The sequence below is a fragment of the Acetobacter pasteurianus subsp. pasteurianus LMG 1262 = NBRC 106471 genome, from assembly GCF_000285275.1.
Classification (GTDB): Bacteria; Pseudomonadota; Alphaproteobacteria; order Acetobacterales; family Acetobacteraceae; genus Acetobacter; species Acetobacter pasteurianus.
On record NZ_CADO01000004.1, the window covers coordinates 1 to 16,656 of the forward strand.

A 16,656-nucleotide genomic window follows, 5' to 3' on the forward strand; every position below is an offset into this window, starting at 1 on the left:
ACAAAACTCGGAATCGTCGGACAGGAACAGTTCGCTGACGGTAAGTTATAAGGGGAGGAGTTTGACCTGCTGGTGTGTCCGAGTATCTGATACGTAGTATTATCTTATTCCCATTCATGAAAAGCGGTTGTTTGTCATGCAGCATACATTCCAGTCGGGACGCGGGATGGTGACATCACCGCATCATCTGGCCAGCCAGAGCGGCCTTTCCATACTGAAACAGGGCGGCACAGCCTTGGAGGCTGTTGTGGCAATGGCCTCTACCTTATGTGCTGTTTACCCACATATGACCGGTATTGGAGGCGATGCTTTCTGGCTGGTTTCCTACCCAGATGGCCGGGTAGAAGTTATAGAAGCCTGTGGTGCCGGTGCTTTACAAAGTTCCATAGAGGCATACCGGAACGCGGGCCACACCACTGTGCCATGGCGTGGGGGCTGGGCCGCCAACACAATGGCTGGCACAGTATCTGGCTGGCAGCTTGCTTTGCAGCAGAGTGCATCTATTAAAAATTCCCTTCCAATAAATGCGCTTTTGGAAGATGCCATTTGGTATGCAGAAAATGGCTATGTTGTTTCAGAAAGTGAAGCAGCACTTCTGGCTTCCAAGCAAAATGAGCTTTTGCAAAATAAGGATTTTGCGCAGTCTTATGCGCCAGATGGCAAATTGTTTCAGCATGGCATGGTGCGTAAGAACCCGGCATTAGGGCATACGCTACGCCAACTGGTCCAATATGGACTGCAAAGCTTTTATACAGGTGCTACCGCGCAAGACCTTTTGCAGGATCTACAACGAATAGACAGCCCCTTAAGCTCTGAAGATTTTTCATCACATGAAGCTATCTTCAAAAAACCGCTTTCTGCAAAGCTAAAGCATGCTCAGGTTTACAATGCGCCACCTCCAACGCAGGGTGTAGCGTCTTTGGCTATTCTACAGCTATTTGAAAAACTGGGCGTGCAGGAAGGCGAGGGGTTTGCCCACATACATGGGCTGGTAGAAGCGACAAAACAGGCTTTTCTGTTCCGCAATGCGCATGTGGGTGACCCGCGATGGATGACAGAAGATGCTCAGACTTTTCTAGACAATGAAAAACTTTGTTCCGAACTGGCGCACAAAATTGACATGAGGCATGCTGCTCCATGGCCTCAGCCCTCACAGGCTGGAGATACAACATGGATGGGGGCTATTGATTCCTCTGGCGTTGCCGTCAGCATGATACAGAGCCTGTATTTTGAGTTTGGATCTGGCGTTTTTCTGCCGCAAACGGGTATTCTGTGGCAAAATCGCGGGGCTTCCTTCCAACTGGAGGAAGGCGCATGGAATGCCTTTGTGCCGGGGCGCAAGCCTTTCCATACCCTTAACCCAGCTCTCGCGCATTTTGATGATGGCCGGGTAATGGTTTACGGCACAATGGGGGGCGAGGGCCAACCCCAAACACAAGCCGCAATTTTTACAAGATATGCACAATTTGGCACCCCCTTGCAGCAGGCTGTTACCGCTCCGCGTTGGCTTTTGGGCCGCACATGGGGTAGTGAAAGCCAATCCTTAAAAGTGGAAAGCAATATGGATGCGGGCGTGGTCGCCAAACTGGAAAAAGCAGGTCACCCAGTAGAACGTGTTGCACCTTTTTCCGATATGATGGGGCATGCCGGCGCCATTGTGCAGCATGCCAATGGTGTTCTGGAAGGTGCGGCTGACCCACGTAGTGATGGATGTGTGGCGGCTTTTTAAGGCCGCTTGTATACAGCTTTTCCATTCACCCATGTTGCTTTTACGCTGCGGTCATCCCCCAAGATCATCAACGGGAACAGCATGTCTTGCGCTGTCTGGCAGTGGGCAGTTCTTTGCGCAAGCAGAGGTGTGGCAGCCGGATCCAATATACAAAGATCCGCCTCCATACCGGATGCAATGCGGCCGATTTTTGTATCCAGTTTAAGAGCTTCTGCCGCCCCAGCCGTTGCAAGCCAGAAAGCCTGAATGGCTTGCAACCGTTCTGCTCCAGCCATGAGAGAAACTTTATAGGCTTCTCCCATTGTGCCGAGCATAGACAGAGTTGTGCCAGCACCAACATCTGTCCCCAGCCCGACATGAACGGGTCGATCTGACCGAACAGCATCAAACAGCTTAAATAAGCCGCTACCCAGGAACAGATTGGATGTGGGACAATGCGCAAGCGTGCATCCGGCATGATGGCAGTGCTGAAAATCTGTTTCCTGCAAATAAATGCCATGTCCAAAAATGGAACGCGCACCAACCAGACCAGCTTGTGCATACACATCCAGATACGAAGCAGAGTCCGGAAACAAGCTGGAAACGGCTTTCATTTCATCCATATTTTCCGCCAGATGTGTTTGCATAAACACATCGGGGTGGCGCGTAAGCAGATCCCCCGCCATTTCCAGCTGTTCTGGCGTGCTGGTAATGGCAAAGCGCGGTGTTACCGCATAAAGTTGGCGGCCTTTATTGTGCCAGCGCTGAATTAAAGCGGTTGAATCATCATACCCAGTTTTGGCGGTATCACGCAGGTTGTCTGGTGCATTGCGATCCATAAGCATCTTGCCTGCAATCATACGGGTTCCACGTTTTTCTGATTGTCTGAAAAACGCATCTACCGATTGTGCATGCACAGTGCAGTATACAGCAGCCGTAGTTGTTCCATTCCGCAAAAGCTCGTCCAGAAATGCGCTGGCAACAGCTTCTGCGTAGGCGGAATTGTCAAACTTGGCTTCTGTTGGAAAAATGTACTGCTCCAACCACGGCAAAAGCTGCTGCCCCCACGAAGCGATAGCTGGCATTTGCGGATAATGGACGTGCGTATCAATAAACCCGGCGGAAATAATGCTATCCGGGTAATGCGTAACCGGAACAGTTTTATCCAGCTTGGGAGCAAGGGCCGCATAAGGCCCACAGTCCGTTATGCGGCCAGCTTCCATTATAATCAGGCCGTCTTGTTCAATGCTCAAACTTTCTTCTGGAGCCACCATAAAAGGGTTGCCCTTGAAAGTGATATAGCAACCCCGAATAGCCGTTTTTGCTGAAGAGACTGGCATGATTTTATAGCTGTTCCAGAAAGAAATTTTCAATTTCGCTAATAATAAACCGTGCTGCCGTAGAAAGCTGGCGAGAACGATCTACACACAAAGCCAAGGACAGTGGCGTAAGTTTTTTATGGACAATAGGGGTGAAAGCAAGCTGCTTTTTTTGCACCTCATCATAAGCATCCAGATAACTTAAAATCCCTATTCCCGTACCTTCCAGCACCAGAGATTTGATCATCTGGATATTATCTGCGCGTGCAACAGCGGCTATTTCTATCCCTGTTTCTGCTTCCAAAAGCCCGATGGGCCGCCAAAGCGCAAGAGGAGGCGAGGGCACAATAACCGGGTATTCCGCTGCCACACTAAAGCGTGCCTCGCTCAACGCCGCAACAGGATGAGAGGGCAGAGAAATAAACCCTAACGGGATTTCCTTATGTGCCCGCACGGTCAATTCCCGCATGTGGCTTGGGTTGAACATTAGGGCAAAATCTGCGTGCCCCTTTACCAGAAGCTCTCCCATATTCTGGCTTTTGCGCACATGCACACTCACCAGAATACCTGGATGACTTTCACGCAACCGCCCCAGAAGAACCGGCAGAAAACCTTTAGTGAGCGCATCCGGGATAAGAATATCCGCTGTGCCCTGCCGCAGGCCTTTAAGGTTATCAAGCTGGATTTTAAGCGTATTTAAATCGCGCGACCAATGGCGGCAGGATGTTAGCAATAACTCTCCGGCGGTTGTCAGACGCAGGCCTGTTGGCAGGCGCTCAAACAACAGCGTGCCCAGCAATTTTTCACCCTGAAGGATCTGCCTATCAATAGCAGAAGCGGCAATATGCAGTTCGTCCGAAGCCTTACGGATTGAGCCATGCTGAGCAACAGCCATGAAGTAACGAAGAAAACGGGAAAAAACTGGCATTTGCTTTTGCTCTCATTTTGCGAACGCACCATGCTGAATTATGTCATATACAAGAACGATGCGAATGTGAAACATTATGCTTGATTTTATCGTCGTTGTCAGGGGCATGAATCAGATTGTTTTCGGGCAACGCATATTTCGGACTGATATGCAGGCATGGAACAGCTTAATAAACGTGTGCGTGATGATCTCGCAAAAATTCAGTATGCAACAGGCAATTGGTGCATTCCCCACAAGCATGATGGCGAAGATGTTCTGGATGTTGCTATTATTGGCGGCGGGCAGGGTGGCCTGGCCACCTGCTTTGGGCTGAAGCGGCGCGGCATTACAAACACCTGTATTTTTGATACCGCCCCCAAAGGGGGAGAAGGCCCGTGGATTACGTTTGCACGTATGCTCACACTGCGTACGCCCAAATATGTTACCGGCCCGGACCTGGGCATCCCCAGCCTGACACCTCAATCCTGGTACGAAGCCCGCTACGGCGCCGCAGCATGGCACACGCTGGATAAAATCTCCCGTCAGGATTGGCAGACTTATCTGGATTGGGTGCGTGATGTACTGGAGCTGCCCGTAAAAAATGAACACGAACTGATAGATATTGATTGGCAGGACAACCTGCTGAAACTGACTTTTTCATGCGCCGGCGGCGTGAAAAAACAGGTTTGGGCACGCAAAATTGTGCTGGCAACAGGTATTGAAGGCGGTGGCGCATGGCATGTGCCAGACTTCATTACCAAAGCGCTGCCAAAAACACGTTATGCCCATACGTGCGAGCAGATTGATTTTGAAAAGCTGCGTGGCAAACGCATTGGCGTTCTTGGTGCCGGAGCCTCGGCTTTTGATAACGCTGCAACAGCTTTGGAACATGGCGCCAAGCAGGTTGACCTATGCTTGCGCCGCAAAAAAATTCCATCTGTAAATCCCTATCGCTGGATGGAAAATGCAGGGTTCCTCAGCTATTTTTCAGAACTGGATGATCTGGTGCGCTGGCGCTTCATGCGGCGGATTTATGATCTCAACCAGCCGCCCCCGCAGGATACGTTCTGGCGCTGCCGGAGCCATAAAAACTTTGCCTTCCACACGGGCACTCCGTGGCTTTCTGTGAAGGAAGAAGGGAAGGAAGTGGTTGTAACCACACCTCATGGTGAAATGCGGTTTGACTTCCTGATTATTGGCACCGGTTTTGTAATTGATCTGGCCCAGCGGCCGGAAATGGCCAAACTGGCACCGCATATTGCCCTCTGGCGGGATTGCTTTGCCCCACCGGAAGATGAGCAGAGCACACTTCTGGGCAGCCACCCTTATCTGGGTGAACGCTTCCAGTTTCTGCCGCGCAATGCGTCTGATCCGCTGGCTCCCATGCTTGCGGCTATCCATAACTTTACATTTTCCGCCACACCCAGCATGGGGCTTTCCGGCTCCTCTATCAGTGCCATGCGCTTTGGGGTGGAAAAACTAACCTTTGGCATTGGGCGTGATCTGTTTGTGCAGGACGGTGAAAAACATCTGCAAAGCCTGCTGGATTACAACGTAGATGAATTGGTTAGTCTGGAACCTCCTCAGTGTGTTTGATGATGTGTTCTGGAAGGTAGGAAAATAATGCAGAATTACCCGCGCGATATGGTAGGATACGGCGCTTGCCCGCCGGATCCTCACTGGCCAAATGCGGCCCGTATAGCCGTGCAGTTTGTGGTGAATTACGAAGAAGGTGCCGAAAACTCTATCCTGCACGGAGACAAAGGATCCGAGGCCTTTCTTTCGGAAATGATCGGCACAACATCTATCGTAGGCGAACGCTGCATGCAGATGGAAAGTCTGTATGAATATGGCAGCCGCGCGGGGTTCTGGCGCTTACACAGGTTGTTTGAAAAAGCAGGCATAAAGCCCACCGTATTTGGTGTGGCAACAGCCATGGCGCGTAACCCCGCAGCCGTTGCCGCCATGCAGAAAAGCGGGTGGGAAATTGCCTCCCATGGCCTGCGCTGGATTGATTATCAGCATATTCCCGAAGATGTTGAGCGCGAGCATATTCGGCAGGCCATAGCGCTGCATACGCAGGTTACGGGGGAACGCCCCTTAGGCTGGTATCAAGGGCGCACAAGCCCCAACACAGCACGCCTTGTGGCTGAAGAAGGCGGCTTTGTTTACGATGCAGATTCCTACGCAGATGACCTTCCGTATTATGATAGAACACACGGCAAGCTGCAGCTGATTGTGCCTTACACGCTGGACGTAAACGATATGAAGTTTGCGGCCCTGAACGGCTTTACGGAAGGTGAGCAGTTTTTCCGCTATCTGAGAGACTGCTTTGACATGCTGTATCAGGAAGGCGGACGCATGATGTCCGTTGGCCTGCATTGCCGTCTGGCAGGCAAACCTGCGCGGGCATTGGCCGTTGCCAAGTTCATACAGCACATCCAGCAATATGAAGATGTGTGGACACCAACCCGCCTGGAAATTGCCCGGCATTGGCAAAAGGTGCACCCAGCATGATGCGCTTGCAGGATGTAAACACGCTTTCTCCCCAACAGTTTGTTGAAACATTTGGGGGCATTTACGAGCATTCTCCATGGGTGGCAGAAGTGGCTGCAAAACAGCGCCCCTTTGCCTCCATGCAGCAGATGAAGCAGGCTTTTTCTCAAGCTGTGCAGCAGGCTCCAGAAAGCCAGAAACTGGCTTTGGTGCGCGCTCACCCGGAACTCGGCCACCGCATGGGCGTAGACCCGGACCTAAGCGCTGAATCAACGCAGGAGCAGGGAAGTGCCGGGTTAGATCGGCTCTCTCCCGCAGAATACAAGCAACTGCGTGATCTGAATGATGCGTACCAAAAAAAGTTTGGCATGCCGTTTGTTATTTGTGTTCGGCAAGCTACCAAAGCCGTTATTCTGGAAGCCATGGAACAACGTCTGAAAAGCTCTTTTACGGAAGAGCTTGCAGAAGCACTAAAGCAGATTGATGCAATAGCGGCCCTGAGATTGCAGGATAAGGTGCAGGCATGAGCTCTCTTTCCACACATGTGCTCAATACAGTTTCCGGTCGCCCGGCCAGCGCTGTGCAGATCCGCCTTTTTGCGGGCGATACCCTTATGTTTACAGGGCTAACAAATGCCGATGGCCGTTGCGCGGAGCTCAGAAGTCTTGAACTCAAACCCGGAAAGTATCGGCTGGAATTTGAAATAGGCGCCTATTTCCAGCAACAGGGCATGAACCTGCCAGAACCTCTTTTTCTGGATGTTGTGCCAATTGTTTTTGGGTTGGGTGAGGCCATGCACGCCCATGTGCCGCTGCTTGCCGCGCCTTATGGTTATTCCACTTACAGGGGAAGCTGAAAGATGAAAGCTGCCAGAAATGTTCCGCAAGCGGTTCATCCTGTAGATGAATTCCTGCCTTTCTGGCAGTTGGGTGTTTATGGGTTGCAGCATGTGCTCACATTCTATGCTGCATCCGTTATTGTGCCCATTCTGCTTGCCAGTGCTCTTGGGCTTTCGCACGACGCCTTGGAACACCTTATTGAAGCCGATCTTTTTACCTGCGGCATTGCCTCCCTTATTCAGGCCGTAGGTATTGGCCCGCTTGGGGTCAAACTGCCGCTTTTGCAGGGGGTTACGTTTGTTTCCGTTACCCCCATGATCGCCATTGGCACGGCTGCCGGGGGCGGGATTGATGGGCTGCATCAGATTTTTGGTGCAGTTATTGTGGCGGGAATTTTTTCCTACTTTGTGGCACCATTTTTCTCGCGCCTGATCCGCTTTTTCCCACCTGTTGTAACTGGGTCTGTCATTCTGGTTATCGGGCTGGCTCTCCTGCCAGTTGCGGCCAATGATATTGTTAATGGCCAAGGCACGGGCGCCATGCAAAACCCTGTCAGCCTGCGTAATGTTGCGTATGGCTTGGGCACGCTGCTGTGCATTCTGGCTGTTCAGCGTTTCTTCAAAGGTTTTATTGGCACCATTGCTGTGCTGGTTGGGCTGATTATGGGCACACTGGTGGCATGGATTTTGGGAGACGCGCATTTTGGAGATGTATCGTCCGCGCCATTACTAACTATTGTGCGCCCGCTTTATTTTGGCATGCCAAGCTTTCATATCGTGCCCATTCTCTCACTGATCATCGTGATGATGATTTCCATGCTGGAAACAACGGGCGATGTGTTTGCCACCGGCGCGATTGTGGAAAAAAAGATCACTCCGCGTGATATCACCCGTGCCATTCGGGCAGATGGGGCCGCTACAATGCTGGGGGGTATTTTTAACTCCTTTCCCTATACCTGTTTTGCTGAAAACGTGGGCCTTGTGCGGCTTACGGGCGTAAAAAGCCGGTGGGTTGTGGCCGCCGCAGCTCTTATCATGATGGTTATGGGCTGCCTGCCCAAACTGGCTGTGCTTATGGCCTGTGTGCCTCTGCCTGTTCTGGGTGGGGCAGCTTTGGCCATGTTTGCCGCCGTAGCCGTAGTGGGCATTCAAACTTTGGCGCAGGTCGATTTTGATAACCAGAATAACGGCATTATTGTTGGCACCAGTGTTGGCTTGGGCATGCTTGCTACGGCGCAGCCCCATATTGCAGACCACTTTCCGGCATGGGCCCAGATCATCTTTGGCAGCGGCATCACGCTAGGGGCCATGTCCGCCATTATCCTGCATCTTATCTTCAACCACGGCACGCATGATGCGGTTGTGGAAGACATAGAAGCCGCCCCACAGCCAGCAACCACTCACCCGGAAATGTGGAAGAATGTTGTTGTGATCTCGGAAGACAAACTGGGCTCTCGGCCTCCCAAATCCCTCTCCAGATAAATCCTGACCACATAATTCTTCTACAGAGACCAAAAAATGCGACACCATATAAGGTTTTATCTGGGTCAGACTTTGCACGAAGTGTCTGATCTTTCTCCCACTCACACGGTATTGGACTGGCTGCGTGACCAGAAAGGGCTAACCGGCACCAAGGAAGGCTGCAATGAAGGAGACTGCGGGGCCTGCACCGTTATGGTTGTGCGCCTTGAAAATGGCCAACTGACATGGCGCAGCGTAAACGCCTGTATCCAGTTTTTGTGGATGCTGGACGGTGCACAGCTTTTTACCGTTGAGCATTTACAAAACCCCGATAGCTCCCTGCACCCGGTGCAGCAGGCCATGGTGGATCTGCACGGCTCTCAATGCGGGTTTTGTACGCCGGGTTTTGTCATGTCCATGGTGGCTTATGTGCAAAATGGCGGGGGGGATGACCCTAAAGCCATCAATACGGCTCTGGCTGGCAATTTGTGCCGCTGCACAGGATATGCCCCCATTATACGCGCCATGCAGCAGGCGCGCCGCATTATGGTGCAGCAGGGCAACCGTTTTGATGTAGAAAAACAGGACATAATCCTGCGCCTTTCTGCCTTACAGGACGGCAGCAGTGTAGATATTCAAAACACCCATGGCCGCATCACTCTGCCTGCCAATTCCGATGTGCTTGCCGCCGTTTATCAGGAAAACCCCAAGGCCACACTTGTTGCAGGCGCTACAGATGTTGGCCTGTGGGTTACCAAGCATTTGCGAGATCTGCCACATGTTATTGCCGTAAGATCCGCCAAGGATCTGCATAAACTGGAACAACGTGATGGCGGTTTGTGGATAGGCGCAGCCGTAACATACACACAGGCTCTGCCTGCCTTGGCAACACATCTGCCAGATGCGCTGGAAACCATAAAACGCATTGGTTCTACGCAGGTAAGAAACGCAGCTACTGTTTGCGGCAACATTGGCAATGCCTCACCCATTGGGGATGGGCCACCCTTGTTTATAGCCGCCGGTGCCGTGCTGCATTTGCGCCAAGGCGATACACGGCGGCAGCTTCCGCTGGAACACTACTTTGTAGAATACGGAAAACAGGACCGGCAGCCTGCTGAATTTATAGAAGGTATTTTTATACCGAACCAATCTGCGCAAACAGTTATGCGGGCTTACAAGGTTTCCAAACGGTTTGATCAGGATATTTCCGCCATTATGGCGGCGTTTGCAGTTTCCATAAATGCTGATGGAGAGATAACAGAAGCGCGTCTGGTTTTTGGCGGAATGGCGGGCATTCCCTGCCGCGCCAAAATGGCAGAAAAGGCTTTAGTTGGCCAAAAGTGGGATATGGCGGCGTTAGAAGCCGCACGTAAAGCCATACAGGATGACTTTACGCCCCTAACGGATATGCGCGGCAGTGCGTGGTATCGCTCCACAGTATCCGCCAACCTGTTAACGCGCTTTTTTGAAGAAACAGCTCCTCAAGGAAGCGCTCAACCTATCTGTCTGGAAGGTTGGAGGGAGATTTCCCATGCTTAAAAAGCATATCAACGCACCCACAACAGTTCCCGGTGGCGCAACACAAAGCCTGAAGCACGAAAGTGGGCGTCTGCACGTTTCCGGCAAGGCAACGTATATTGATGATATTCCCACACCCGCAAATGTTGTGCATGTGGTGCCCGGGTTAAGCACCAAGGCCCATGCTCGTATAGTTTCTATGGATCTGGAGCCCGTTAAGAATTTTCCCGGCGTTTTGTGCGTGCTTACTGCCCAAGATGTGCTGGGAGAAAACCAGATCAGCCCCGTAGGCGCGGGGGATGAACCTCTTTTAGCTACAGATGAGGTTTTTTATTACGGCCAACCCATTTTTGCCGTTGTGGCTGAAACACGTCTGGCAGCCCGCAAAGCCGCACGCCAAGCCAAGATTGTTTATGAAGACCTGCCAACAGTTCTTTGTGTTGAAGAAGCCCGCCAAAAAGGCGGAGACATGGTGTGCCGTCCGCTCGAAATGGTACGCGGCAACGCTGAAAATGCCCTAGAAAACGCTCCCAAACGGCTTTCCGGGCGTATTACGGTTGGAGGGCAGGAACAGTTTTATCTGGAAGGGCAAGCCGCACTCGCTACGCCGGGTGAAGAAGGGGAGATGCGTATATGCTCCTCCACACAGCACCCTACAGAAACCCAGCACATGGTGGCGCATATTCTTGACCGCCCCAGCAACCTGGTAACAGTGGAAGTACGCCGTATGGGCGGCGGCTTTGGGGGCAAGGAAACACAGGCAAATGCTCCCGCCTGCCTGGCAGCCTTGGCCGCAGAAATAACCCAGCGCCCAGCAAAATGTCGCCTTGATCGTGATGACGATATGATCATGACAGGCAAGCGGCATGACTTTGTGATTGATTATGATGTTGGCTTTGATGCGCAAGGGCATATTCAGGGTGTAGATATGCTGCTGGCCGCACGGTGCGGATGGTCTGCTGATTTATCTGGCCCGGTAACGGATAGAGCGCTGTTTCATGCAGATAACGCCTATTACTACCCGGATGTGCGGCTGCGCTCAGAACCCTTTCGCACCAATACGCAGTCCAACACAGCTTTCCGGGGGTTTGGTGGCCCCCAAGGCATTGCTGCTGCCGAACGGGTTATAGAAGAAATTGCCTTTGCCACAGGGATGGACCCGCTGGATGTGCGTTTGCGCAACACTTACGGCAGGCAAGACAAAAACATCACACCGTATTTCATGACCGTGGAAGATTCCATTTCCCGGGAAATCATGGAACAGCTTGCTGAGGAATGCGATTACCGTAAACGCCGTGAGGAACTCCGTGCCTTTAACCGCAGCAGTAAATACATCCGCCGTGGCATAGCCCTTACGCCCGTTAAATTTGGTATTTCCTTTACTGCCACGCATTTCAACCAGGCAGGCGCTCTGGTGCATGTCTATACGGATGGTTCCGTGCAGGTGAACCACGGCGGCACGGAAATGGGGCAGGGGCTGCATACCAAAATGGTGCAAATTGCCATGCGGGAATTTGGCCTACCCGAAAACCGCGTGCGCATTACCGCTACAACCACAGGCAAGGTGCCCAACACATCTGCTACAGCGGCATCCAGCGGGGCAGATCTAAACGGCATGGCTGTGCTGGATGCCATCAGCAAAATTAAGGAACGGCTCATCAGCTTTGCCGCCACACATTGGCAGGTACCAGAAAGCACCGTGCATTTTGGAGCCAATGGCGTGCAGGTGGGGGACAACTGTATTCCGTTCGTGGATGTGGTGAAGGCCGCCTATATGGCCCGTGTTTCGCTTTCCTCATCCGGTTTTTACAAAACACCCAAAATTTCGTGGGATCCAAAAACCGGTCGCGGTCGCCCATTTTATTATTTTGCCTATGGGGCCGCCTGCGCAGAAGTTGCGGTTGACCTACTGACTGGTGAAAACCGTATGGAGCGCGTGGATATCCTGCACGATGCCGGGCAATCTCTAAACCCAATTCTGGATATTGGCCAAATTGAAGGGGGCTTCATACAAGGGGCAGGGTGGCTGACAATGGAAGAGCTGGTGTGGGACCAAACAGGCCGGCTGCGCACACATGCCCCCAGCACCTATAAGATTCCAGCCTGCTCGGACCGGCCACCGATTTTTAATGTGAAGCTGCTTGAGAACTCCCCCAACCAGGAAGAAACCATCTTTCGTTCCAAAGCTGTGGGGGAACCACCTTTTGTGCACGGGCTGGCGGTATTGCATGCTATCTCGGACGCCATAGCGAGCATTGCGGACTACCGCATCTGCCCTCAGCTAGATGCGCCTGCCACACCAGAGCAGATTTTACGCACAGTGGAACGGCTTAAAAAACAAAAGGACATGCCTCACTAATACGGAGCTGATCATGCGAGAGGTTGCAAGGGTTCTTCAACACTGGCACCGTCACCCAGAACAGCTCATTCTTGTGCGTGTTACGGAAGCCAAAGGCTCCACCCCGCGCGAAACAGGTGCCTTCATGCTGGTGGGCACCTCTTTGCTGGCCGGAACAGTGGGTGGAGGCGCATTGGAGCATGAATGCGTAGCACAGGCACGCCAGATGCTGTGCCAGCATGAAAAGCTGCGTGAACATGAATTTATTCTGGGTGGGCAAAATACCAACCAATGCTGTGGAGGCTGGGCACGTGTGCGGCTGGAGCGTATAACACCAGACATTGTGCGCGAACTGGAAAACAACATACGGCAAGAACTGGAAGCACGCCCGGTGCTACTTATGTTTGGGGCTGGCCATGTTGGCCGTGCCTTGGCTTATGCGTTGGCACCGTTACCCCTAAGGTTGATCTGGATAGACCCCAGAAAACAGGAATTTGGCGCTGTTCCTGCAGGCGTAGAAACACGCATAACAGACCAATGGGAACCAATATTGCACGCCGCACCAGCCAAAGCTGGCGTGCTGGTGCTTACACCCAGCCATACGTTGGATGCGTTAATTATAGAATCTGCTCTTTTGCGGGATGATCTCTCTTACGTGGGGCTTATTGGCTCTGCCACCAAACGCAGGCGGTTTGAACACAGTTTCCGCCAGCTTGGTATGGAAGAACAGCGCTTACAGTCCCTCATCTGCCCCATAGGAGAGCGCGGAATCAGGGATAAAAGGCCAGAAGTTATTGCTGCTCTGGTTGCGGCGGAAGTGGTGGAGCATGTGCTCCACCCATCCCTATAACTTTTTAAGCCATTTCCTTTTCTGGCAGGGGCACGCACCCTGCCAAGCCGCTTTTCTTCAGCGCCCGCGCAACACTAAACAGCGCGGCTTCCTGCCCCGGAGCAGCAACAAGCTGTAAACCAAGCGGCAAAGAGCCTGTATTTTTCAACGGCAAGCACAATACAGGCAAACCCGGCAGGCTAAGCGGTTGCGTAAACAGGCCCAGATTAGCTCTGGCAGATACAGGTTTACCGTCTACCATAATGGTTGGCGCATCCAGCAGAGGTGCTTCCCCCATAACAGCAGGCGCTATGAGAACATCTGTTTTCTGGAAAAGTTCGTGGATTTTCGTACGGAACCAGTTTCTAAAACGCTGAGCCTGCAAATAGGTGGATGATGGCAACAAGGCTCCGGCAATCAGGCGGTCCCGCGTGGCAGGGTCATACTCTTCTGCCTGTTTGCGCAGGCGGGGCAAGTGCAGGTTTCCGCCTTCTGCCGCAGTTATCAAGAAAGATGCCGCACGTGCGCTTGCCACTTCTGGCAACTCAACCGTGCTGGTGGTTTGCAGGCTGGCACAAACACGGTCCAGCGCAGCCACAAGCTCAGGCGCCAGATTGGATGCAAACCATCCCCCTAATCTGGAAACCCGCAGCGTATCGGTTGCCGGTTCTGGCGCTGGTGTGCTGCCATCCATCACGTAAAATGTTGTAATCAGATCATCCAGAGAGGATGCAAAACTGCCCACCACATCCAAACTGGCAGAAAACGGATAGGCACCGGCGCGGGGCAGGCGGCCAAAAGTGGGCTTTATTCCCCACACACCGCATAATGATGCCGGAATGCGAATAGACCCATTGGTATCGGACCCAAGGGCAAAAGGCAGAAAACCCGCAGCAACCGCCGCAGCAGACCCACCGGAAGACCCACCAGCCATACGGGCCAGATCATGCGGGTTATGGGTGGTGCCATAATGCGCATTTACGGTTGCAAACCCGTAAGCAAATTCATCCATGTTCAATGTTGCTACGGGAATGGCCCCGGCAGCTTTAAGCCGCTGTACAATGGCGGCATCTTTTTGCGCAGGTGGCATATTGCGCAGGACAATAGAGCCAGCCGTGGTCACATGGCCTGCAATATCAAACAGGTCCTTCACACCAAACGGCACACCCGCCAAAGGGGGCAAAGTTTGGCCCGCCTGCCGCATGGCATCTATTTTTTGTGCCTGCAGCAAAGCCTCATCTGCAAAAAGATGCGTAACACTCTGGATGCCATGATCCTGTGTACGCAACGTATTTAATGTTTCCTGAATGGTGGAAACTGCACTTTTTTTACCAGAGCGAATAGCCTCCGCAATGGCATGCGCGCTGGAAAAACGGGTCATGGAATATACTCGTATGCTGGTTCACACGTATCGGGCAGGGTGTGCTGTTCAACCAGTTTGGCATAGTGCGTCAAAAGGGCGGAATTGCTGATAACCCCCGGCAGACATGTGGGAGAAAGATCAAGCCCTATGGTTGTAGCGCGTGCGCGCACAAGATTTTCCTGATCAGAGGAAGGGGCGGTCATGGGCCTATTTCCTTATAAAGCAGGTCTTTCGGTTTCTGGACGTGCCGCCATAAGCGACACATGGGCTGCCAGAATTTTCCATCCATTGTCAGTCCGGATCCATGTCTGCATCTGGCGGCCTATGCGGTCCGAGCCTTCACGCTGGAATTCCAGACTGACAACAGCACTTTCATTACCAATGGCGGTAATGGTGCGCCGCAGGTTACGGCGTGGGGGGCTTCCTCCTTTTCTGGAGCGGCGAAACGCAGCTATTTCTTCCGCCCCATACAGGTTTTCCCCCACGCCGTAGCGCACCACTTCCGGGCCACTCCAGAACAGATCATCCAGAACTTGCACATCATTTTCGGCCAGAGCGCGTTCATAAAGGTCTGAACATGCCTCAACCTGCCGAAGTGTTTCTGGATTATTCAGTTCCATTATGCTTCTCCCAACGGTTACGGCCAGGATGCCATAGCGGCATCTACAGCAGCGCCACGCGGGGGCTTAAACCCTTCAGCAGCCAAAGCTGCTTCCAATGCGCCCAATGTCAGCAACACTTTGTGTTTAACGGCATTGTAGCCCATGGTGCCAATGCGCCAGATTTTGCCCGTAAGCGGGCCAAAAGCCGTGCCAATTTCAATGCCAAAATCATCACGCATACGCATGCGCACTTTGTCTCCATCCACACTGGCTGGAATCCATACGCCGGTTACGTTCGCCATACGGTGTGCATCATCACCAAAAATGGTCAGCCCCATTGCGCGTAGGCCCGCAATAAGCGCCGTGCTGGCCGTTTTGTGGCGGGCAAAGCGGTTTTCCAGCCCTTCTTCCAGCACAATACAGGCGGCCTCTCTGGCGCCGTACAGCATGGTTGTTGCTTCGGTATGGTGGTTCAGCCGCTTTTCAGACCAGTAATCCATCACCATAGCCAGATCGAAGTAGTTGGATGGAATACGCGGGCGCTGCCCATCTGTAAGGCTTGCACTGCGGATACCGGCTTCTACATGACGGCGGGCCATAATGTGCTCGGCAGCCCGATCCGAAATGGTAATGGGGGCAGAACCCGGCGGCCCGCCCATGCATTTCTGCAAACCACCGGAGATCACATCAATGCCCCATTGGTCTGTGCAAACCGGCACGCCACCCAATGTGGCCGTAACATCTACATAGGAAAGAACATCGTATTTTTTACACAATGCCCCCACGCCATCCAAAGGCTGCGCCATTGTGGTGGAGGTATCTCCATGAATACAGGCCAGAACCTGCGGCTTATGTTCCTGCAATGCCGCTTCTATCTGCTCTAATGAGGCCACTTCACCCCACGGCAGATCAAGCGTGCAGATTTCTGCCCCTATGCGCTCGGCAATTTCTGAAAGCAGCAAACCAAAGCGGCCAGCACGCACAATAAGCATTTTTGCGCCCGGTTCCACCAAGGAAACAAGAGCCGCTTCAATACCGGCCCGGGCCGTGCCATCTACCAGAAATGTCCACTGGTTCTCTGTCATGAATACCTGACGGTACAGCGCCATGGTTTCATTCATATATTCCGTCATTTCCGGGTCAAACTGCCCCAGCATATCGGCAGACATGGCGCGCAAAACACGTGGGTGAGCGTTAATGGGGCCGGGGCCCATCAGAAACCGTTGGGGCGGATCAATCTGTTTGAACATTGGTGAAATCATACGGGTTTGCTCCAT

Annotated in this window: 15 protein-coding genes; 9 read left to right on the plus strand and 6 right to left on the minus strand. The window is 52.6% G+C overall.

The genetic code is table 11. The features are described from left to right. The first annotated feature begins 136 nt into the window (after nucleotides 1–136). Complete coding sequence (locus APA10_RS01145) at nucleotides 137–1,729, plus strand: gamma-glutamyltransferase family protein (RefSeq protein ID WP_035366180.1); 1,593 nt, start codon at nucleotides 137–139, stop codon at nucleotides 1,727–1,729. On the opposite strand, the gene guaD is transcribed toward APA10_RS01145, so the two are convergent. After that, nucleotides 1,726–3,048 (minus strand): guanine deaminase, encoded by a 1,323-nt coding sequence (gene guaD, locus APA10_RS01150; RefSeq protein WP_035366183.1) that lies wholly within the window; start codon nucleotides 3,046–3,048, stop codon nucleotides 1,726–1,728. The two genes, APA10_RS01145 and guaD, sit on opposite strands and share 4 nt — an antisense overlap. Before the next feature lie 4 nt (nucleotides 3,049–3,052). After that, nucleotides 3,053–3,955 carry a LysR family transcriptional regulator gene (locus APA10_RS01155; RefSeq protein ID WP_003624361.1) on the minus strand — a complete coding sequence of 301 codons (903 nt, stop codon included), beginning with the start codon at nucleotides 3,953–3,955 and terminating at the stop codon, nucleotides 3,053–3,055. Between the two features lie 156 nt (nucleotides 3,956–4,111). On the opposite strand from APA10_RS01155, the gene APA10_RS01160 reads away from it, so the two are divergent. Genes APA10_RS01160 through xdhC form a run of 8 tightly spaced genes read left to right on the plus strand, consistent with a single transcriptional unit; the run spans nucleotide 4,112 to nucleotide 13,435 of the window. Beyond that, a complete protein-coding gene (locus APA10_RS01160) occupies nucleotides 4,112–5,530 on the plus strand; it encodes an NAD(P)-binding domain-containing protein (RefSeq protein WP_004449869.1) in 1,419 nt (472 codons plus the stop codon). Between the two features lie 27 nt (nucleotides 5,531–5,557). Beyond that, on the plus strand, nucleotides 5,558–6,451 hold the full coding sequence (gene puuE, locus APA10_RS01165; RefSeq protein ID WP_004449870.1) for an allantoinase PuuE: 894 nt from the start codon (nucleotides 5,558–5,560) through the stop codon (nucleotides 6,449–6,451). Further along, nucleotides 6,448–6,957, plus strand: coding sequence for a 2-oxo-4-hydroxy-4-carboxy-5-ureidoimidazoline decarboxylase (uraD, locus tag APA10_RS01170; RefSeq protein ID WP_004449871.1), 510 nt, complete (start codon nucleotides 6,448–6,450; stop codon nucleotides 6,955–6,957). Before puuE ends, uraD begins: the two co-directional genes overlap by 4 nt. Further along, nucleotides 6,954–7,286, plus strand: a complete 333-nt coding sequence (gene uraH / locus APA10_RS01175) for a hydroxyisourate hydrolase (RefSeq protein WP_003624352.1) — start codon at nucleotides 6,954–6,956, stop codon at nucleotides 7,284–7,286. Before uraD ends, uraH begins: the two co-directional genes overlap by 4 nt. Nucleotides 7,287–7,289: 3 nt before the next feature. Next, nucleotides 7,290–8,750, plus strand: a complete 1,461-nt coding sequence (locus APA10_RS01180; protein WP_004449874.1) for a nucleobase:cation symporter-2 family protein — start codon at nucleotides 7,290–7,292, stop codon at nucleotides 8,748–8,750. 36 nt (nucleotides 8,751–8,786) lie between these two features. Continuing rightward, on the plus strand, nucleotides 8,787–10,268 hold the full coding sequence (gene xdhA / locus APA10_RS01185; protein WP_035366185.1) for a xanthine dehydrogenase small subunit: 1,482 nt from the start codon (nucleotides 8,787–8,789) through the stop codon (nucleotides 10,266–10,268). After that, on the plus strand, nucleotides 10,261–12,606 hold the full coding sequence (xdhB, locus tag APA10_RS01190) for a xanthine dehydrogenase molybdopterin binding subunit (protein ID WP_004449877.1): 2,346 nt from the start codon (nucleotides 10,261–10,263) through the stop codon (nucleotides 12,604–12,606). The genes xdhA and xdhB overlap by 8 nt, the downstream gene beginning before the upstream one ends. A gap of 13 nt (nucleotides 12,607–12,619) precedes the next feature. Then, nucleotides 12,620–13,435 (plus strand): xanthine dehydrogenase accessory protein XdhC, encoded by an 816-nt coding sequence (xdhC, locus tag APA10_RS01195; RefSeq protein ID WP_035366187.1) that lies wholly within the window; start codon nucleotides 12,620–12,622, stop codon nucleotides 13,433–13,435. Nucleotides 13,436–13,439: 4 nt separating this feature from the next. On the opposite strand, the gene APA10_RS01200 is transcribed toward xdhC, so the two are convergent. The 4 genes from APA10_RS01200 to APA10_RS01215 are packed head-to-tail and all read right to left on the minus strand — an operon-like array spanning nucleotide 13,440 to nucleotide 16,656. Continuing rightward, nucleotides 13,440–14,795 (minus strand): AtzE family amidohydrolase, encoded by a 1,356-nt coding sequence (locus APA10_RS01200; RefSeq protein WP_004449880.1) that lies wholly within the window; start codon nucleotides 14,793–14,795, stop codon nucleotides 13,440–13,442. Further along, a complete protein-coding gene (locus APA10_RS01205; RefSeq protein ID WP_004449881.1) occupies nucleotides 14,792–14,980 on the minus strand; it encodes a DUF4089 domain-containing protein in 189 nt (62 codons plus the stop codon). The genes APA10_RS01200 and APA10_RS01205 overlap by 4 nt, the downstream gene beginning before the upstream one ends. A 12-nt stretch (nucleotides 14,981–14,992) precedes the next feature. Then, entirely contained in the window at nucleotides 14,993–15,397 is a 405-nt protein-coding gene (gene hpxZ, locus APA10_RS01210; protein ID WP_004449884.1) for an oxalurate catabolism protein HpxZ, read from the minus strand. A gap of 17 nt (nucleotides 15,398–15,414) precedes the next feature. After that, a complete protein-coding gene (locus APA10_RS01215; protein WP_004449886.1) occupies nucleotides 15,415–16,656 on the minus strand; it encodes a pyridoxal-phosphate-dependent aminotransferase family protein in 1,242 nt (413 codons plus the stop codon).